The sequence below is a fragment of the Enterobacter sp. CP102 genome (assembly GCF_025152625.1).
Classification (GTDB): Bacteria; Pseudomonadota; Gammaproteobacteria; order Enterobacterales; family Enterobacteriaceae; genus Enterobacter; species Enterobacter soli.
This window is the reverse complement of the sequence record NZ_CP104014.1, coordinates 4,429,232-4,444,227: the sequence shown is the minus strand read 5'-3', so window position 1 is coordinate 4,444,227 and position 14,996 is coordinate 4,429,232. Positions and strand designations below refer to the sequence as shown.

Genomic DNA, 14,996 nt, shown 5'->3' with positions numbered 1-14,996 from the left:
CTCAAACGCTTTGGCATGGTTGTTGCCTGATGGGGATAACCTGGACCAGAAGAAACATTGAGAGGAATGAATGACCAAAGAAATGCAAACTTTAGCTTTAGCCCCTGTTGGTAACCTGGAATCTTACATCCGGGCTGCAAACACCTGGCCGATGTTGACGGCCGAGGAAGAAAAGGAGCTTGCTGAAAAGCTGCATTACCAGGGCGATCTGGAAGCAGCTAAGACGCTGATCCTGTCTCACCTGCGCTTTGTTGTTCACGTTGCTCGTAATTATGCGGGCTACGGCCTGCCGCAGGCGGACTTGATTCAGGAAGGTAACATCGGTCTGATGAAGGCAGTACGACGCTTTAACCCTGAAGTGGGTGTGCGACTCGTCTCCTTCGCCGTACACTGGATCAAAGCTGAAATTCACGAATACGTCCTGCGTAACTGGCGTATCGTGAAAGTCGCCACGACAAAAGCGCAACGCAAACTGTTCTTCAACCTGCGTAAAACCAAGCAGCGTCTGGGCTGGTTCAATCAGGATGAAGTTGAAATGGTGGCGCGTGAGCTGGGTGTGTCCAGCAAAGATGTGCGTGAGATGGAGTCTCGCATGGCGGCTCAGGACATGACCTTTGACATGTCTTCTGACGATGATGCATCTGACAGCCAGCCGATGGCGCCGGTTCTGTATCTTCAGGACAAATCCTCCAACTTTGCTGATGGCATTGAAGAGGACAACTGGGAAGACCAGGCCGCAAACAAACTGACTCATGCGATGGAAGGCCTCGATGAGCGCAGCCAGGATATCATCCGTGCCCGCTGGCTGGACGAAGACAACAAGACCACCTTGCAGGAACTGGCCGACCGCTACGGTGTCTCCGCTGAACGTGTTCGTCAGCTTGAAAAGAACGCCATGAAAAAACTTCGCGCCGCTATCGAAGCGTAATTCCCGCGAAGTATGACGAGAACCCTCGAATGTAAATTCGGGGGTTTTGTTTTTTTAGCGCCTCCTCTGGCGAATTCCTCCCCCCTGGCAAACACTTACTGATGCGCTAAGCAGGCGATTTTCTCAGGGGGACAGGGTGAAAAATAAAGAACTGAATGACCGGCGTTTGCAGGCGACGCCGCGCGGTATCGGCGTGATGTGTAACTTTTATGCCGATAAAGCGGAGAACGCCACGCTGTGGGATGTGGAAGGAAACGAAGTTATCGACTTCGCCGCCGGGATCGCCGTGCTGAATACCGGGCATCGCCATCCAAAAGTGATTGCGGCGATAGAAAAACAGCTCCACGCCTTTACCCATACTGCCTATCAGATTGTACCGTACGAAGGCTACGTGGCGCTGGCAGAGCGAATTAACGAACGGGTGCCAATTGACGGTCCGGCAAAAACGGCCTTCTTCTCAACGGGCGCAGAAGCCGTCGAAAACGCGGTGAAAATTGCCCGCGCCTACACCAAACGTCCTGGCGTTATCACCTTTGGTGGCGGTTTCCATGGACGCACCTATATGACCATGGCGTTGACCGGCAAGGTCGCGCCTTACAAAATCGGTTTTGGTCCCTTCCCTGGCTCGATTTACCACGCACAATATCCCAATGCACTTCACGGCGTGAGCAGCCAGGAAGCATTAAAAAGCGTCGAGCGTATCTTCAAAGCGGATATTGCCCCGGACCAGGTTGCCGCCATTATTCTTGAGCCGGTGCAGGGAGAGGGCGGTTTTAACGTCGCGCCTGCCGATTTCATGCAGTCGCTGCGCGCGCTATGCGATACCCACGGTATTTTGCTGATCGCCGACGAAGTGCAAACCGGGTTTGCCCGTACCGGCAAACTCTTCTCGATGGAACACCACTGCGTGAAGCCTGACATGATCACCATGGCGAAAAGCCTGGCAGGCGGGATGCCGCTCTCGGCGGTGTCTGGCCGGGCAGAGGTTATGGATGCGCCAGCACCGGGCGGGCTGGGCGGTACCTATGCGGGTAACCCACTGGCGATAGCCGCGGCACATGCCGTGCTGGACGTGATTGACGAAGAAGATCTCTGCACGCGTGCGGCGCATCTTGGTCATCATCTGGTGGAAGTGCTCAATAAAGCGAAGGCGGATTGTCCGTTTATTGCTGATATCCGGGCGCAGGGGTCGATGGTGGCGGTGGAATTTAACGATCCGCAAACCGGGCAACCTTCACCGGACTTTACCCGTCAGGTTCAGGAGCGCGCATTGCAGGAAGGTCTGTTGCTGCTGAGCTGTGGTGTGTATGGCAACGTTATTCGCTTCCTTTATCCGCTGACCATCCCCGAAGTACAGTTCCGTAAAGCGCTGGATATTATCTTTGCCTCGCTGACACGATAAAGCCACTGCCCGGCAGCGAAACGTTGCCGGGCTTAGCATATATACATTTCAAATTAGCTATTCCAAATTCATAAAAATGGGGTATGTTTTAGCAGAGTATGCTGCTTTGGTACGGGCAGTGACCGAAAACATAACTATCATATGCTTTTCTTATGCCTATAAGAAAAATAATGTACCGCACAACAACATCACAACAATTGCAAAAACCATAACAATGGGGATTCTCAGGATGAACAAGAAGGGTAAAGCGTTACTGGCAGGATGTATCGCGTTGGCATTCAGCACGATGGCTCATGCAGATATTAAAGTGGCTGTTGTCGGCGCAATGTCCGGTCCGGTAGCACAATACGGCGACCAGGAGTTTACTGGCGCAGAACAAGCGGTTGCAGACATTAATGCCAGGGGCGGTATCAAAGGCGAAAAACTGCAAATCGTAAAATATGACGATGCCTGCGATCCGAAACAAGCGGTAGCTGTTGCGAACAAAGTGGTAAACGACGGGATTAAATACGTTATCGGCCACCTGTGCTCCTCTTCCACTCAGCCAGCGTCTGATATCTACGAAGACGAAGGTATTCTGATGATCACCCCGGCGGCAACCGCACCGGAGCTGACCGCGCGTGGCTATAAGCTGACCCTGCGTACCACCGGTCTGGACTCGGACCAGGGCCCAACCGCAGCGAAATACATTCTGGAAAAAGTGAAGCCGCAGCGTATCGCGATCGTTCACGATAAACAGCAATACGGTGAAGGCCTGGCGCGTGCCGTACAGGACAACCTGAAGAAAGCGAACGCTAACGTGGTGTTCTTCGACGGTATCACTGCCGGTGAGAAAGACTTCTCCACGCTGGTTGCGCGTCTGAAGAAAGAGAATATCGACTTCGTTTACTACGGTGGCTACCACCCGGAAATGGGCCAGATCCTGCGCCAGGCACGTGCTGCCGGCCTGAAAACTCAGTTCATGGGTCCAGAAGGTGTGGCGAACGTGTCTCTGTCTAACATCGCCGGTGAGTCTGCTGAAGGCCTGCTGGTGACCAAACCGAAGAACTACGACCAGGTTCCTGCGAACAAACCTATCGTAGATGCCATCAAAGCGAAGAAACAGGATCCAAGTGGTGCGTTCGTCTGGACCACCTACGCGGCACTGCAATCATTGCAGGCGGGCCTGAACCAGTCAGCCGATCCGGCTGAGATCGCGAAATACCTGAAAGCGAATACCGTAAATACCGTTATGGGACCGCTGTCATGGGATGAGAAGGGCGATCTGAAAGGCTTCGAGTTCGGCGTGTTTGACTGGCATGCCAACGGGACTGCTACTGACGCCAAATAAACGCAAATGGCAACCTTAAGGTTGCCATTTTAGTGTTTGCCCCCTCTCCCCGTGGGAGAGGGCTGGGGTGAGGGCATCAGGCCGCACAAACCAAACTTAGCGCTTCTCCCACCCATTTTCCTGCGCCGTAAACCCTAACGCCTGCATAAACGCGGCCATCACGCTGCGGTCTTCTACGCCCACGTCGGCCATCCACCAGGAGGTCACGCTCGGGTTTTCGCGGATCACTTCTTCAATCAAATACTGCCCCACACCGCGACGGCGGGTGACGTCACGCACGCGCAGTGAATCGAGCGCACCTTCTGTCCCGCTCAGCGTCACGCGCACGGCCGCCAGCAGACGCTCATTAAAACGTGCGCCATAAATACGGTGCGTCTCGTCAACGGTCAATGAAGAGGGGGAATATTCCGGCCAGATCTTGCCCAGGTCGATATGATCCTGATCGCTAAAGGTCACCAGACGGATGATAGTCAGTTTCATTAGCTGCTTGTCCAAATCAAAAAGAGTACGGGCAGTGTACTCAATTTATTCAGCCAGCGGCTTCCTCTTTTTAAACCATTTACCAGGCGATTAGTTTTTCGGCGTCACAATGTGCAGTTCGAAAACGCATGGATCGAAAAACAAGCAGAATTTTAACCTAAATAGCAGTGATTTATTCGGCGCTTTGTACCGTTATTTTATGCTGCAAACCGTACTTTTATTTGTTTATCTCTGCCTGATTTCAGAATATTATCTTTGCTTAATAGCCTGAAAAATAGAGATTTTAGTCTGGTTTTTGACAAAAAACTGCGCTAAACCATTAAAGGCACTGGTAAAAATAGCGTTGTTCATTAAAAGTACAGAATGCTTTTTAACCATAATAAAACAATATATATACATAACATCACGAATGGGGATTCAGAGATGAAAAGGAACGCGAAGACGTTAATCGCGGGGATAGTTGCACTGGCGATTTCACATGCAGCTATGGCGGAAGATATTAAAGTTGCTGTGGTAGGCGCAATGTCCGGTCCGGTTGCTCAGTGGGGCGATATGGAGTTCAACGGCGCGCGCCAGGCGATTAAAGACATCAATGCCAAAGGCGGTATCAAGGGCGATAAACTGGTCGGGGTGGAATATGACGATGCCTGCGATCCGAAACAAGCTGTCGCGGTCGCCAACAAAATCGTTAACGACGGTATCCAGTACGTCATCGGCCATCTTTGCTCCTCATCCACACAACCTGCGTCTGATATCTATGAAGACGAAGGTATTCTGATGATTACCCCTGGTGCGACGAACCCGGAACTGACTCAGCGCGGTTACCAGCACATCATGCGTACCGCAGGTCTGGACTCCTCTCAGGGGCCGACGGCCGCCAAATTTATCCTCGAAAACGTCAAGCCAAAGCGCATTGCCATTATTCATGACAAGCAGCAATACGGCGAAGGCCTGGCACGTTCAGTACAGGATGGCCTGAAAAAAGGCGGCGCGAACATTGTGTTCTTTGATGGCATTACCGCAGGCGAGAAAGACTTCTCCGCGCTGATTGCCCGCCTGCAAAAAGAAAATATCGACTTCGTCTATTACGGTGGCTACTACCCGGAAATGGGCCAGATGTTACGCCAGGCGCGCGGCACCGGTCTGAAAACCCAGTTTATGGGCCCTGAAGGGGTAGGTAACGCGTCACTCTCTAACATCGCAGGTGATGCGGCGGAAGGGATGCTGGTGACGATGCCAAAACGCTATGACCAGGATCCGGCGAATAAGACTATCGTAGATGCGCTCAAAGCGCAGAAGAAGGATCCGAGCGGTCCGTATGTGTGGATCACCTATGCTGCCGTGCAGTCTCTGGCAACCGCACTGGAACGTACCGGCAGCAAAGAGCCGCTGGATTTAGTGAAAGATTTAAAAGCGCACGGGGCGAACACCGTGATTGGGCCGCTGAACTGGGATGAGAAAGGCGATCTGAAGGGATTTGAATTTGGTGTCTTTAAGTGGCACGCCGACGGTTCGTCTTCGGTCGCCAAATAATTATCCCACCGCCCGGGCGTCCGGGCGGGTATAAAAAGGTTTGCATATGTCCGAGCAGTTTCTCTATTTCTTGCAGCAGATGTTTAACGGCGTCACGCTGGGAAGCACCTACGCGCTGATCGCCATCGGTTATACGATGGTTTACGGCATTATCGGCATGATCAACTTCGCCCACGGCGAGGTGTACATGATCGGTAGTTATGTCTCCTTTATGATTATCGCCGCGCTGATGATGATGGGTATCGACAGCAGCTGGCTGCTGGTCGCTGCCGGGTTCGTGGGGGCGATTGTGATTGCCAGCGCCTACGGCTGGAGCATCGAGCGGGTGGCCTACCGGCCAGTGCGTAGCTCCAAGCGTCTGATTGCGCTGATCTCTGCCATCGGTATGTCCATCTTCCTGCAAAACTACGTCAGCCTGACCGAAGGTTCGCGCGACGTGGCGCTGCCAAGCCTGTTTAACGGCCAGTGGATTGTCGGAGCAAGCGACAACTTCTCTGCGTCGATTACCACCATGCAGCTGGTTATCTGGATCGTCACCTTTGTTGCGATGCTGGCGCTGACCTTGTTCATTCGTTATTCCCGCATGGGGCGCGCCTGCCGTGCCTGCGCGGAAGACCTGAAAATGGCGAGCCTGCTTGGCATCAACACTGACCGCGTGATTGCACTGACCTTCGTGATTGGTGCGGCGATGGCGGCGGTCGCAGGTGTACTGCTCGGCCAGTTCTACGGGGTTATCAACCCGTACATCGGCTTTATGGCCGGGATGAAAGCCTTCACCGCAGCGGTACTGGGCGGTATCGGCAGTATTCCTGGTGCGATGATTGGCGGCCTGATCCTTGGCGTGGCTGAAGCACTCTCCTCGGCGTATCTGAGCACTGAATATAAAGATGTGGTGTCGTTTGCCCTGCTGATTCTGGTTCTGCTGGTAATGCCTACCGGTATTCTGGGTCGTCCGGAGGTAGAGAAAGTATGAAACCGATGCATTTTGCAATGGCGCTGCTCTCTGCCGCCATGTTCTTCGTGCTGGCGGGCGTCTTTATGGGCGTTCAGTTAGAGCTGGATGGCACTAAGCTGGTGGTGGATACCGCCGCCGACATTCGCTGGCAGTGGGTATTTATCGGCACTGCGGTAGTGTTCCTGTTCCAGCTGCTGCGTCCGGTGTTCCAGAAGACGCTGAAAAACGTCTCTGGCCCGAAATTCGTTCTGCCGGCTATCGACGGCTCAACCGTTAAGCAGAAGCTGTTCCTCGTGGCGCTGCTGGTGGCGGCTGTGGCGTGGCCGTTTGTGGTATCGCGCGGTACGGTAGACATCGCCACTCTGACCATGATCTACGTGATCCTCGGTCTGGGTCTGAACGTGGTTGTAGGTTTGTCTGGCCTGCTGGTACTGGGTTACGGCGGTTTCTATGCCATCGGTGCCTACACCTTTGCGTTGCTGAACCACTATTACGGCCTGGGCTTCTGGACCTGTCTGCCACTGGCGGGGCTGGTTTCTGCTGCTGCAGGTTTCCTCCTCGGCTTCCCGGTACTGCGCCTGCGCGGTGACTACCTGGCGATTGTGACCTTAGGCTTCGGTGAAATCGTCCGTATCCTGCTGCTCAACAACACCGAAGTGACCGGTGGCCCGAACGGTATCAGCCAGATCCCGAAACCGACCTTCTTTGGCCTGGAATTCAGCCGTTCTGCCCGCGAAGGCGGCTGGGATACCTTCAGCAACTTCTTCGGTGTGAAATACGATCCGTCTGACCGTGTCATCTGGCTCTATCTGGTAGCGCTGCTGCTGGTGGTCATTACCCTGTTCGTGATTAACCGTCTGCTGCGGATGCCGCTGGGCCGCGCGTGGGAAGCGTTGCGTGAAGATGAGATTGCCTGCCGTTCTCTGGGCCTGAACCCGACCCGCATCAAGCTGACGGCATTTACCATCAGCGCCGCGTTTGCCGGTTTCGCCGGAACGCTGTTTGCCGCGCGTCAGGGCTTTGTCAGCCCGGAATCCTTCACCTTTGCCGAATCCGCCTTCGTGCTGGCGATTGTGGTGCTTGGCGGGATGGGCTCGCAGTTCGCCGTTATCCTTGCAGCCATCCTGCTGGTGGTGTCGCGTGAGCTGATGCGTGACTTTAACGAGTACAGCATGTTGATGCTGGGTGGTTTGATGGTGCTGATGATGATCTGGCGTCCGCAGGGCTTGCTGCCGATGACCCGTCCACAGTTGAAGCTGAAAAACGGGCAAGCGAAAGGAGAGCAGGCATGAGTCAGCCATTATTATCCGTTAACGGTCTGATGATGCGTTTTGGCGGCCTGCTGGCGGTCAACAACGTCTCTCTGGATCTGCACAAGAAAGAGATTGTCTCCCTGATTGGCCCGAACGGCGCGGGGAAAACCACGGTGTTCAACTGCCTGACCGGTTTTTATAAACCAACGGGCGGCACCATTATGCTGCGCGACCAGCACCTTGAAGGGCTGCCGGGCCAGCAGATTGCGCGTATGGGTGTAGTGCGTACCTTCCAGCACGTGCGTCTGTTCCGCGAAATGACGGTGATTGAAAACCTGCTGGTGGCGCAACATCAGCAGCTGAAAACCGGTCTTTTCTCCGGGTTGCTGAAAACGCCAGCCTTCCGTCGCGCGCAGAGCGAAGCCCTCGACAGAGCAGCCACCTGGCTTGATCGTATCGGCCTGCTTCAGCACGCTAACCGCCAGGCGAGCAACCTGGCCTACGGTGACCAGCGTCGTCTTGAAATCGTGCGCTGCATGGTGACCCAGCCGGAAATCCTGATGCTCGACGAACCGGCGGCCGGTCTGAACCCGAAAGAGACCAAAGAGCTGGACGAGCTGATTGCCGAGCTGCGCGACCATCACGACACCACCATCCTGCTGATTGAGCATGATATGAAGCTGGTGATGGGCATTTCCGATCGTATCTACGTGGTAAACCAGGGCACGCCGCTGGCAAACGGGACGCCGGAAGAGATCCGCAATAACCCGGACGTGATCCGCGCATACCTTGGTGAGGCATAAGATGGAAAAAGCGATGTTAACGTTTGACAAGGTAAGTGCCCACTACGGCAAGATTCAGGCGCTGCATGATGTCAGCCTGCATATCAATCAGGGCGAAATCGTTACCCTGATTGGCGCCAACGGCGCAGGTAAAACCACCCTGCTCGGCACTCTGTGCGGCGACCCGCGCGCCACCAGCGGGCGGATTGTGTTTGATGGCAAAGATATTACCGACTGGCAGACCGCTAAAATCATGCGCGAAGCGGTGGCGATTGTCCCGGAAGGGCGTCGCGTGTTTTCCCGCATGACGGTGGAAGAGAACCTGGCGATGGGCGGCTTCTTTGCTCACCGCGAGGAATACCAGACCCGCATTAAGTGGGTGTACGAACTCTTCCCACGCCTGTGGGAGCGCCGTATTCAGCGTGCGGGCACCATGTCCGGCGGTGAACAGCAGATGCTGGCGATTGGCCGTGCGCTGATGAGCCAGCCGCGTTTGTTGCTGCTTGATGAACCGTCGCTCGGTCTTGCGCCGATCATCATCCAGCAGATTTTCGACACCATCGAACAGCTGCGTAAAGAAGGGATGACCATCTTCCTTGTTGAGCAGAACGCCAACCAGGCGCTGAAGCTCGCCGATCGCGGCTACGTGCTGGAGAACGGCCACGTCGTGCTATCCGATACCGGCGATGCGCTGCTGGCCAACGAAGCGGTGCGGAGTGCGTACCTGGGCGGCTGAGTCGTCTGTATTGCCCGGTGGCGCTTACGCTTATCGGGCCTACTCGATACCGTAGGCCGGGTAAGGCGAAGCCGCCACCCGGCTTTTTCACATAACCCCCTTCACACAACCATCATCCCCCTGACGCTTTGTTGTCATCATTCTGTAAATAAAAAGTTATTTTTCTGTCATTCGAGCATGTCATGTTACCTCGCGAGCATAAAACGCGTGATATCGCGCATCCGGCACAATAAGAGAGATGACAATGACATCGTTACGACACACAGCTTTGGGTCTGGCAATTGGTCTGGCTTTTGCGACGAACGCAATGGCTGTCACCACCATTCCGTTCTGGCATTCCATGGAAGGGGAGTTGGGTAAAGAAGTTGACTCCCTGGCGCAGCGTTTCAACGACACCCACCCGGATTACAAAATTGTGCCGGTGTACAAAGGTAACTACGAGCAGAGCCTGAGCGCGGGCATCGCTGCCTTCCGTACCGGTAACGCGCCTGCACTGTTACAGGTTTATGAAGTGGGCACCGCCACCATGATGGCCTCTAAAGCCATTAAACCGGTGTATGAAGTGTTCAAAGACGCGGGTATCAACTTTGACGAATCACAGTTCGTGCCGACCGTTTCCGGTTACTACACCGATTCCAAAACCGGCCACCTGCTGTCTCAGCCGTTTAACAGCTCCACCCCGGTGCTGTACTACAACAAAGATGCCTTTAAGAAAGCCGGTTTAGATCCAGAGCAGCCGCCAAAAACCTGGCAGGATCTGGCTGAGTACACCGCGAAGCTGAAAGCTGCGGGCATGAAGTGCGGCTACGCGAGCGGCTGGCAGGGCTGGATCCAGATTGAGAACTTCAGCGCCTGGCACGGCCTGCCGGTTGCCACCAAAAACAACGGTTTCGACGGCACTGACGCGGTACTGGAGTTCAACAAACCAGAGCAGGTGAAACACATCGCGCTGCTTGCCGATCTGAACAAGAAGGGCGATTTCAGCTACTTCGGCCGTAAAGACGAATCCACCGAGAAGTTCTACAACGGTGATTGCGCCATTACCACCGCCTCTTCCGGCTCGCTGGCGGATATCCGTCATTACGCCAAATTCAACTACGGCGTGGGCATGATGCCCTACGACGCTGACGTGAAAGGCGCGCCGCAGAACGCCATCATCGGCGGGGCAAGCCTGTGGGTGATGCAGGGCAAAGACAACGGGACTTACAAAGGCGTAGCCGAATTCCTCGACTTCCTGGCGAAGCCGGAAAACGCTGCCGAATGGCACCAGAAGACCGGCTACCTGCCGATCACCAAAGCCGCGTATGAGCTAACTCGTCAGCAGGGCTTCTATGACAAGAACCCGGGGGCGGATATCGCCACGCGTCAGATGCTGAACAAGCCGCCGTTGCCGTTCACGAAAGGTCTGCGTCTGGGCAACATGCCGCAGATCCGTACCATCGTCGATGAAGAGCTGGAAAGCGTGTGGACCGGCAAGAAAACGCCACAGCAGGCGCTGGATTCAGCGGTAGAGCGTGGTAACCAGCTGCTGCGCCGCTTTGAGCAGTCGACCAAATCGTAATCTGTAACTTGCCCGGTGGCGCTGCGCTTACCGGGCCTACGATGTGCCACATCCAGGCCGGGTAAGGCGTAACCGCCACCCGGCATTGTTCAGGAAGCAAATCTCAATGTCATCATCCCGTCCGGTGTTCCGTTCGCGCTGGCTGCCGTATCTGCTGGTCGCGCCGCAACTGGCCATCACCGTCATCTTCTTTATCTGGCCTGCGGGTGAAGCGCTGTGGTACTCGGTACAAAGCGTTGATCCATTTGGCCTTTCCAGCCAGTTCGTTGGCCTGGATAACTTCGCTGCCCTGTGGCACGACAGCTACTATATCGACGCCTTCTGGACGACGATCAAATTCAGCACCCTGGTGACCGTGAGCGGTCTTGTCGCCTCGCTGTTCTTCGCCGCGCTGGTAGATTACGTGGTGCGCGGCAGCCGTATTTATCAGACGTTAATGCTGCTGCCATACGCCGTGGCTCCCGCTGTCGCCGCCGTATTGTGGATCTTCCTGTTTAACCCGGGGCGCGGGCTGATTACACATTTCCTGGCGGAGTTTGGCTATGACTGGAACCATGCGCAGAACAGCGGCCAGGCGATGTTCCTGGTGGTGTTCGCCTCCGTGTGGAAGCAGATTAGCTATAACTTCCTGTTCTTCTTTGCCGCGCTGCAATCCATTCCGCGCTCGCTGGTTGAAGCGGCCGCGATTGATGGCGCAGGCCCGATCCGTCGCTTCTTTAAGCTGGCGTTGCCGCTGATTGCCCCGGTGAGTTTCTTCCTGCTGGTGGTCAACCTGGTGTACGCCTTCTTCGACACCTTCCCGGTGATCGATGCCGCCACCGCCGGTGGCCCGGTGCAGGCGACGACCACGCTTATCTATAAGATCTACCGCGAAGGGTTTGCGGGTCTGGATCTCTCGGCCTCTGCTGCGCAGTCCGTCGTGCTGATGTTCCTTGTCATCATCCTTACGGTGGTGCAGTTCCGTTATGTCGAAAGTAAGGTGCGCTACCAATGATTGAGAACCGTCGCGGGCTGACGATTTTCAGCCATACCATGCTGATTTTAGGCATCATCGTCATTCTGTTCCCGCTGTACGTGGCTTTTGTTGCCGCTACGCTTGATACCAAAGCGGTGTTCGACACCCCCATGACGCTGATCCCGGGCGGGCATCTGTTCGAGAACATGAGAACCATCTGGACTCAGGGCGTGGGCGCCAACAGCGCACCGTTCTGGCTGATGATGCTCAACAGCTTCATCATGGCGTTCGGCATCACGGTGGGCAAAATCACGGTGTCGATGCTCTCGGCCTTTGCCATCGTCTGGTTCCGCTTTCCGCTGCGTAACCTGTTCTTCTGGATGATCTTCATCACCCTGATGCTGCCGGTGGAAGTGCGTATTTTCCCGACGGTGGAAGTGATCGCCAACCTCAAGATGCTGGACAGCTACGCGGGCTTAACCCTGCCGCTGATGGCCTCGGCGACCGCCACCTTCCTGTTCCGCCAGTTCTTTATGACCCTGCCGGACGAACTGATTGAAGCCGCGCGTATCGACGGCGCTTCACCGATGCGCTTCTTCCGCGACATCGTGCTGCCGCTGTCGAAAACCAACCTCGCGGCGCTGTTTGTGATCACCTTTATCTACGGCTGGAACCAGTACCTGTGGCCGCTGCTGATTATCCAGGACGTCAACCTCGGCACCGCCGTAGCGGGCATCAAAGGCATGATCGCCACCGGCGAAGGCACCACCCTCTGGAACCAGGTGATGGCGGCGATGCTGCTCACCCTTATCCCCCCGGTCGTTATCGTTTTAGCCATGCAGCGTGCGTTTGTGCGTGGTTTAGTGGACAGTGAGAAATAAGATGGCAGGACTCAAACTTCAGGCAGTAACCAAAAGCTGGGACGGCAAAACCCAGGTCATTCAGCCATTAACGCTCGACGTAGCGGACGGAGAATTTATCGTGATGGTCGGCCCGTCCGGCTGCGGCAAATCGACGCTGCTGCGCATGGTGGCGGGGCTTGAGCGCGTGACATCCGGCGATATCTGGATTGACCGCCAGCGCGTCACCGAAATGGAGCCAAAAGACCGCGGTATCGCGATGGTGTTCCAGAACTATGCGCTTTATCCACACATGAGCGTGGAAGAGAACATGGCCTGGGGGCTGAAAATTCGCGGGATGGGTAAAAGCCATATCGACGAGCGCGTCAAAGAAGCGGCCCGTATTCTGGAGCTGGACGGCCTTCTCAAACGCCGCCCGCGCGAGCTGTCCGGCGGCCAGCGTCAGCGTGTGGCAATGGGCCGCGCCATCGTGCGCGATCCGGCGGTATTCCTGTTCGACGAACCGCTCTCAAACCTGGATGCCAAGCTGCGCGTGCAGATGCGTCTTGAGCTGCAGCAGCTGCACCGTCGTCTTAAAACGACGTCCCTGTACGTGACCCACGACCAGGTCGAAGCGATGACGCTTGCCCAGCGCGTGATGGTGATGAACAAAGGCATCGCCGAGCAGATTGGCACCCCGGTTGAAGTGTACGAAAAACCGGCCACCCGCTTTGTGGCGAGCTTTATCGGCAGTCCGGCAATGAACCTGCTGGAAGGGCGTATCAGCAGCGCGGGTACCCATTTTGAACTGGAAAGCGGTATGGCATTGCCCGTCAACTGGTACTATCGTGGCTATGCCGGGCGTAAAATGACGCTCGGGATCCGCCCGGAGCATATTGGCTTAACCTCTCAGGCGGAAGGCGGCGTGCCGCTGGTGATGGACACGCTGGAGATGCTGGGGGCAGACAACCTGGCGCACGGACGCTGGGGTGAGCAAAAAATAGTGGTGCGTCTGGCACATCAGGAACGCCCGAAAGCAGGCAGCACGCTGTGGCTGCACCTGCCGGAAAATCACCTGCACTTATTTGACGGTGAAACAGGACAACGTATATGAGTAACTGGCCTTATCCCCACATCGTCGCCCACCGTGGCGGCGGTAAACTGGCGCCGGAAAACACCCTGGCGGCCATCGACGTTGGCGCGCGTTACGGTCACACGATGATCGAGTTCGACGCCAAGCTGTCGAAAGACGGTGAAATTTTCCTGCTGCACGATGATAACCTCGAACGCACCAGCAACGGCTGGGGCGTGGCGGGGGAGCTGCCGTGGCGCGACCTGCTGAAAGTGGATGCCGGAAGCTGGTACAGCGGCGAATTTAAAGGCGAACCGCTGCCGTTGCTGGCGGAAGTGGCCGATCGCTGTCGCCAGCACGGCATGATGGCCAATATCGAGATCAAACCCACCACCGGCACCGGGCCGCTGACGGGCAAAGTGATTGCCCTGGCCGCACGCGAACTGTGGGAAGGGATGACCGCGCCGTTGCTCTCGTCGTTTGAAATTGACGCCCTGGAAGCGGCTCAGGCTGCCGTACCGGAACTGCCGCGCGGGTTACTACTGGATGAATGGCGTGATGACTGGCACGAGCTGACCACGCGTCTAGCCTGTGTGTCGATTCACCTGAACCACAAGCTGCTGGATGAGGCGCGGGTGAAGATGCTGAAAGCGGCGGGGCTACATATTCTGGTCTACACCGTCAACAAACCCCAGCGTGCAGCCGAACTGCTGCGCTGGGGTGTGGATAGCATCTGTACCGACGCCATTGACCTGATTGGCCCGGATTTTAATTCTGCGGATTATTAAGCATACTGCCATTCGACTGCGACGGCAGCATATGCTGCTGTCCGCTACTCTGCGTTGTTCCCCCGCCTAACATGCCGCCGTTTTGATTGGGCAGCGGCTGTTCACGTACCTGACCCTGCTGAATGCGCTGGGTATTGGCATTCATTTGATTTTGCAGGCTCTGCTGTTGGATCTGGGTTTGCGTTTTCAGCTGCTGGTTGAGCATCCCTTTTTGCTGCTGCTGTTGGCCCATCATCTCGGTTTGCATACGCTGCTGGCTTGGAATGACATAGCCCGGCTGGTTCGGGTTATTCATGGTGTTGAGTGGCTGTGCAAGTGCGGCAAAAGGTAATAATGCGGCCAGGATCATTAATCGTTTCATGGTTGTTTCCTCCCTCTGAGG

General features: G+C 55.7%; 15 protein-coding genes. 13 read left to right on the top strand and 2 right to left on the bottom strand.

Annotated elements, in window-relative coordinates; all coding sequences use genetic code 11:
* The first annotated feature begins 70 nt into the window (after positions 1–70).
* The 3 genes from rpoH (at position 71) to livJ (ending at position 3,660) form a co-directional block, all read left to right on the top strand.
* Positions 71–928, top strand: coding sequence for an RNA polymerase sigma factor RpoH (gene rpoH, locus N1249_RS21035; RefSeq protein ID WP_259833087.1), 858 nt, complete (start codon positions 71–73; stop codon positions 926–928).
* 136 nt (positions 929–1,064) lie between these two features.
* Entirely contained in the window at positions 1,065–2,330 is a 1,266-nt protein-coding gene (locus N1249_RS21030; RefSeq protein ID WP_259833085.1) for a 4-aminobutyrate--2-oxoglutarate transaminase, read from the top strand.
* A 229-nt stretch (positions 2,331–2,559) separates the two neighbouring features.
* Positions 2,560–3,660, top strand: a complete 1,101-nt coding sequence (livJ, locus tag N1249_RS21025) for a branched chain amino acid ABC transporter substrate-binding protein LivJ (protein WP_259833082.1) — start codon at positions 2,560–2,562, stop codon at positions 3,658–3,660.
* A gap of 96 nt (positions 3,661–3,756) precedes the next feature.
* On the opposite strand, the gene panM is transcribed toward livJ, so the two are convergent.
* Positions 3,757–4,140, bottom strand: a complete 384-nt coding sequence (gene panM, locus N1249_RS21020) for an aspartate 1-decarboxylase autocleavage activator PanM (protein WP_259833079.1) — start codon at positions 4,138–4,140, stop codon at positions 3,757–3,759.
* Positions 4,141–4,563: 423 nt separating this feature from the next.
* On the opposite strand from panM, the gene livK reads away from it, so the two are divergent.
* The 10 genes from livK (at position 4,564) to ugpQ (ending at position 14,614) form a co-directional block, all read left to right on the top strand.
* Positions 4,564–5,673, top strand: coding sequence for a high-affinity branched-chain amino acid ABC transporter substrate-binding protein LivK (gene livK / locus N1249_RS21015; protein ID WP_014072161.1), 1,110 nt, complete (start codon positions 4,564–4,566; stop codon positions 5,671–5,673).
* A 46-nt stretch (positions 5,674–5,719) separates the two neighbouring features.
* Positions 5,720–6,646, top strand: coding sequence for a high-affinity branched-chain amino acid ABC transporter permease LivH (gene livH, locus N1249_RS21010; RefSeq protein WP_014072160.1), 927 nt, complete (start codon positions 5,720–5,722; stop codon positions 6,644–6,646).
* Positions 6,643–7,920, top strand: a complete 1,278-nt coding sequence (gene livM, locus N1249_RS21005; protein WP_014072159.1) for a branched chain amino acid ABC transporter permease LivM — start codon at positions 6,643–6,645, stop codon at positions 7,918–7,920. Before livH ends, livM begins: the two co-directional genes overlap by 4 nt.
* A complete protein-coding gene (gene livG / locus N1249_RS21000; RefSeq protein ID WP_259833070.1) occupies positions 7,917–8,684 on the top strand; it encodes a high-affinity branched-chain amino acid ABC transporter ATP-binding protein LivG in 768 nt (255 codons plus the stop codon). The genes livM and livG overlap by 4 nt, the downstream gene beginning before the upstream one ends.
* 1 nt (position 8,685) lies before the next feature.
* Complete coding sequence (gene livF, locus N1249_RS20995; RefSeq protein WP_259833058.1) at positions 8,686–9,399, top strand: high-affinity branched-chain amino acid ABC transporter ATP-binding protein LivF; 714 nt, start codon at positions 8,686–8,688, stop codon at positions 9,397–9,399.
* Between the two features lie 244 nt (positions 9,400–9,643).
* A complete protein-coding gene (gene ugpB, locus N1249_RS20990) occupies positions 9,644–10,960 on the top strand; it encodes a sn-glycerol-3-phosphate ABC transporter substrate-binding protein UgpB (RefSeq protein ID WP_014072156.1) in 1,317 nt (438 codons plus the stop codon).
* Positions 10,961–11,066: 106 nt separating this feature from the next.
* On the top strand, positions 11,067–11,954 hold the full coding sequence (gene ugpA, locus N1249_RS20985; protein ID WP_259833056.1) for a sn-glycerol-3-phosphate ABC transporter permease UgpA: 888 nt from the start codon (positions 11,067–11,069) through the stop codon (positions 11,952–11,954).
* Positions 11,951–12,796, top strand: coding sequence for a sn-glycerol-3-phosphate ABC transporter permease UgpE (gene ugpE / locus N1249_RS20980; RefSeq protein WP_259833054.1), 846 nt, complete (start codon positions 11,951–11,953; stop codon positions 12,794–12,796). Before ugpA ends, ugpE begins: the two co-directional genes overlap by 4 nt.
* Before the next feature lies 1 nt (position 12,797).
* On the top strand, positions 12,798–13,868 hold the full coding sequence (locus N1249_RS20975; RefSeq protein WP_259833052.1) for a sn-glycerol-3-phosphate import ATP-binding protein UgpC: 1,071 nt from the start codon (positions 12,798–12,800) through the stop codon (positions 13,866–13,868).
* On the top strand, positions 13,865–14,614 hold the full coding sequence (gene ugpQ / locus N1249_RS20970) for a glycerophosphodiester phosphodiesterase (RefSeq protein ID WP_259833050.1): 750 nt from the start codon (positions 13,865–13,867) through the stop codon (positions 14,612–14,614). Before N1249_RS20975 ends, ugpQ begins: the two co-directional genes overlap by 4 nt.
* Here ugpQ and N1249_RS20965 read toward each other — a convergent pair.
* Positions 14,595–14,975 carry a DUF2756 family protein gene (locus N1249_RS20965; RefSeq protein WP_014072151.1) on the bottom strand — a complete coding sequence of 127 codons (381 nt, stop codon included), beginning with the start codon at positions 14,973–14,975 and terminating at the stop codon, positions 14,595–14,597. The genes ugpQ and N1249_RS20965 overlap by 20 nt on opposite strands.
* Positions 14,976–14,996: the final 21 nt, after the last annotated feature.

Excerpts from the sequence above, each read along its gene's own strand:
- rpoH (WP_259833087.1), top strand. The coding sequence starts at position 71 with ATGACCAAAGAAATGCAAACTTTAGCTTTAGCCCCTGTTGGTAACCTG.
- livJ (WP_259833082.1), top strand. The coding sequence starts at position 2,560 with ATGAACAAGAAGGGTAAAGCGTTACTGGCAGGATGTATCGCGTTGGCA.
- panM (WP_259833079.1), bottom strand. The coding sequence starts at position 4,140 with ATGAAACTGACTATCATCCGTCTGGTGACCTTTAGCGATCAGGATCAT.
- livK (WP_014072161.1), top strand. The coding sequence starts at position 4,564 with ATGAAAAGGAACGCGAAGACGTTAATCGCGGGGATAGTTGCACTGGCG.
- livH (WP_014072160.1), top strand. The coding sequence starts at position 5,720 with ATGTCCGAGCAGTTTCTCTATTTCTTGCAGCAGATGTTTAACGGCGTC.
- livM (WP_014072159.1), top strand. The coding sequence starts at position 6,643 with ATGAAACCGATGCATTTTGCAATGGCGCTGCTCTCTGCCGCCATGTTC.
- livG (WP_259833070.1), top strand. The coding sequence starts at position 7,917 with ATGAGTCAGCCATTATTATCCGTTAACGGTCTGATGATGCGTTTTGGC.
- livF (WP_259833058.1), top strand. The coding sequence starts at position 8,686 with ATGGAAAAAGCGATGTTAACGTTTGACAAGGTAAGTGCCCACTACGGC.
- ugpB (WP_014072156.1), top strand. The coding sequence starts at position 9,644 with ATGACATCGTTACGACACACAGCTTTGGGTCTGGCAATTGGTCTGGCT.
- ugpA (WP_259833056.1), top strand. The coding sequence starts at position 11,067 with ATGTCATCATCCCGTCCGGTGTTCCGTTCGCGCTGGCTGCCGTATCTG.
- ugpE (WP_259833054.1), top strand. The coding sequence starts at position 11,951 with ATGATTGAGAACCGTCGCGGGCTGACGATTTTCAGCCATACCATGCTG.
- N1249_RS20975 (WP_259833052.1), top strand. The coding sequence starts at position 12,798 with ATGGCAGGACTCAAACTTCAGGCAGTAACCAAAAGCTGGGACGGCAAA.
- ugpQ (WP_259833050.1), top strand. The coding sequence starts at position 13,865 with ATGAGTAACTGGCCTTATCCCCACATCGTCGCCCACCGTGGCGGCGGT.
- N1249_RS20965 (WP_014072151.1), bottom strand. The coding sequence starts at position 14,975 with ATGAAACGATTAATGATCCTGGCCGCATTATTACCTTTTGCCGCACTT.